Source organism: Paramuribaculum intestinale (assembly GCF_003024925.1).
Lineage (GTDB): Bacteria > Bacteroidota > Bacteroidia > Bacteroidales > Muribaculaceae > Paramuribaculum > Paramuribaculum intestinale.
Genome location: NZ_PUED01000235.1, coordinates 1 through 3,117 on the forward strand (window position 1 = coordinate 1; position 3,117 = coordinate 3,117).

Here is a 3,117-nt window from a genome sequence, read left to right on the forward strand (position 1 = left end):
GGGCGGAAGCCCATCCGGCAGGGGAGGAAAGAGAGAGGGGGACGGAGGAGGCGGGAAGAAAAAAAGACGGCGCCGGATCACTCCGTCGCCGCCTACCGATCAGTGTAATATCTGTGCCTTAAAACCTAAAGCCGATTTTTACGGTCGGAGCCGCCAGGATAGCGAAGTTGCTGCTATCGGCGCTCAGACGTGCCAGTCCTTCCTGAGGACGGAAGGAAGTCATGTTGTAAGTGTAAGCAAACGGATCGACCGATGCTCCAACATACATACCCTTCATCACGTAGTAGTCCGCTCCGATGGTGAGCGCGCCGCGGAGGCTCCACGACTCTCCTACGCTCTTGCCCATCGCCGTCCACTCGTCGTATTTCTGCTCGTTGAGGCTGTAGGCCATGCCTACGCGGACTCCGCCATACCACATCAGGTTTTTCACCGAACTGCTGAAATAGCGGTCAAGACCCGCTGCCACATTGTAGGTGCAGGAATACTGGCTTGCGACTGCGCGATAGCTGGGTATCTCGCCCACCATATCCTCGCCGGACATGCCGGGAGTCATGGTGCCCGGCTTGTCGGCATAGCCGGGATTGTGAGTGAAATTGATGCCTCCTCCAAGACTCAGCTTCCACTTATCGCTCACGAAATAGCCTGCTTCGAATCCCACTGTGAGCTTCTTTTTGCTCCAGTCGGTAGCGAATGCCGCCGCCTCGTAGTCGGTGAGGTTTCCGGGCAGAGCCGTAGCCTCGGTGTAGCTGTTGTAGCCGAGTGTGGCCGCCACGGTGAAGTCGCCCTTTGCGGGGGTGTTGTCTTCACCCTGCTGTGCGGCCGCGCACAGGCAGGTCATGGGAAGAAGGGCCGACATCAATAGTCGTCTAATCTTCATTGTTTAGCCGTTTTGATAGTGACAATTACTCAGCCTGAGCCGCAGTTGCAGCATCGAGAGCGGCCTTGGTGTCGGCAACGATCTTTTCGAGAGCGGGGATCTCAGCCTCTGCGATAGCTATCTCAGCTTCGAGCCTCTCGATAGCCAGAGCTTTTAACTGATCGGCCTCAGCGATTTCGATATTCGCAATCCCCTGCTTGGCATCGGAGATCGTATTGATAGCATTTGCGATCTCCCGCTCGGCATGTTCTATAGCCTGGTCAAACGTCATGTTAATGCCGTCCACGATCACATTACCGCGTACGACAGCATCAAGAGCATAAACCTTAGCATCCTGGAGACCGTAAGCATCCTCAGCCTTTTCATAAACGAACTGAGCGTCGCAATAAGCCTCGCTGGCAGCGTTGTAGGCCTCGATTGTGACGGTCCAGTTGGCAGCCTCGGCAGCCATGGTGTCAAATGCAGTCTGGATAGCTGCAACCTGTGCGTTGGCCTTGTCGAGAGCAGCCTTCGCGGTGTTCACGTCGGTCTGCAGGCCCGGCAGCATAGATTTGGCTTCCTCAATGGCAGCCTCATCCTTTATCTCGGCCTTTTCAAGATCGGCGACAACCTTCTGCTGAGCAGCCAGAGCCTTATTAGCGGCCTCGAGAGCCTTGCCTTCGTTCTTTGTCACATTGGCCTTGATTGCAGCGACGTATGCCTTCACGCCCTCAGCGTTGAGCTGATAGTAGTAGGTGGGGTAGGCCTCGTAGGTATTTGTGCTTTCCACACCGGGAGCCGTAGTCTCGGTCTTGGTCACGGTCTTCTGGATCATACGGTTCATAACCGCGGTGTAGGTGGTGTTGCCCTTGTCGTCGGTTGTCCTGAACCAGTAGGTATTCACTGTTGCCTCTACCGGCTTGCCGAGCGCGTTCTCCTCATAGTCTTGCAGATAGATGAAATCGCCAAAAGCCTCTCCGGTAGGATTACCTTCTTCGTCAACGAAATTGCCATACTTGCCACCGGTCACATCCATTGCCAGACCATGATATTTCTGGTCATAGATATCGCTCCAGGCATCATTCATTTCTTCGCGAGCCTTGTCGGCGGCTTCTAAAGCCTTCGCCTTGTCCTGCGCAAGCTGCGAGAGGGCGGCCTTCTCTGTCACCAGTTCAGCCTTGGCCTCTTCGGGAGCCTTCTGTGCCTCGAACACCTCGAGCTTGGCTTTCCATTCGGCGATAGTCTGCTCCGCGCTGGCGATCTTGCGATTTTCTTTATTGATCATTATCTGCTTGGCCTCGTCAGAGTCAACGAGTCCGGCCTGCAGCTTGGCAAGATCAATCTTCTGCTGGGCTATTTCCTGCTGGGCGTTGAGCAGGTTTGTGGCCGCTGTCTGATAGGCCATATAGAGACCACCGAGAAGCGCCTGGCTGTCATCGTCGGCTTTCTTGAGGGCAGCCTCGTACTGAGTCTGCAGGTCGAGCATAGCGATCTTGTGCCGGATAGCCATCTCCTCGAGTTCGTTGGCAAGACGCTGGATCTCGTTCTGAGCGGCGGCCATCTGTATTGCTGCGGCAGCCTGTGCCTCAGAGTTAGCCTTATCGGCGAGAGCCTGCTGATAGGCTGCTTTGGCTGTTTCGTAAGCCACCTTGGCCTCACGCAGAGCGTTCTCGGTATCGGCGAGAGCCTGCTGATTGGCTGCCTGAGCGTTACTGAGAGCGGCCAAAGCTGACAGCTGTGCGGCCTTGGCTTCGCGAACTGCTGTGACAGATGCCGATTCTTTGTCGTCGACGCAGCCGGAGAAGGTCATGACACCTGCCAGCATCGACACAAGCAAAATCATTTTTTTCATAATCACTTGTTTTTTGAGATTGGATAATAATTTGTGTTTGTTTAAGTGTATTTGGTTTAGTTTAGTTAATTTCTGTTGGCTAAACGACAACACAATTCGAGTGTCCGCTGCAAATTTTTCATTTATTTTTCATTCCCACAAACTTTTATACAATTATTTACATTACCCCCCCCATTAGATTTTATTAACTTTTTCGGGATAAACTTCGATGTAAAATTAACCTCTATTAACTGGCGATCTATCAGCATCGGAAATCGGATGGATCGGGGTGATCGGCATCATCGAAGATGAGCCGCTGACGGAGATGGGGATCTGTCCCTGCGGCTCATCTACGAAGATCCGTACGCTGCCTGATCCTAACCCCACCAAGCCACCCTGTGGGCGGCATGGCGGGGCTTACAAAAGTCGG

2 protein-coding genes are annotated in these 3,117 nt (G+C 53.7%); both read right to left on the bottom strand.

The window, feature by feature from the left end:
• Positions 1–118: 118 nt before the first annotated feature.
• Positions 119–877: a BT1926 family outer membrane beta-barrel protein gene (locus C5O24_RS12070; RefSeq protein WP_107037072.1), complete on the bottom strand. Its 759-nt coding sequence runs from the start codon at positions 875–877 to the stop codon at positions 119–121.
• Between the two features lie 25 nt (positions 878–902).
• Positions 903–2,708: a hypothetical protein gene (locus C5O24_RS12075; protein ID WP_107681894.1), complete on the bottom strand. Its 1,806-nt coding sequence runs from the start codon at positions 2,706–2,708 to the stop codon at positions 903–905.
• Positions 2,709–3,117: the final 409 nt, after the last annotated feature.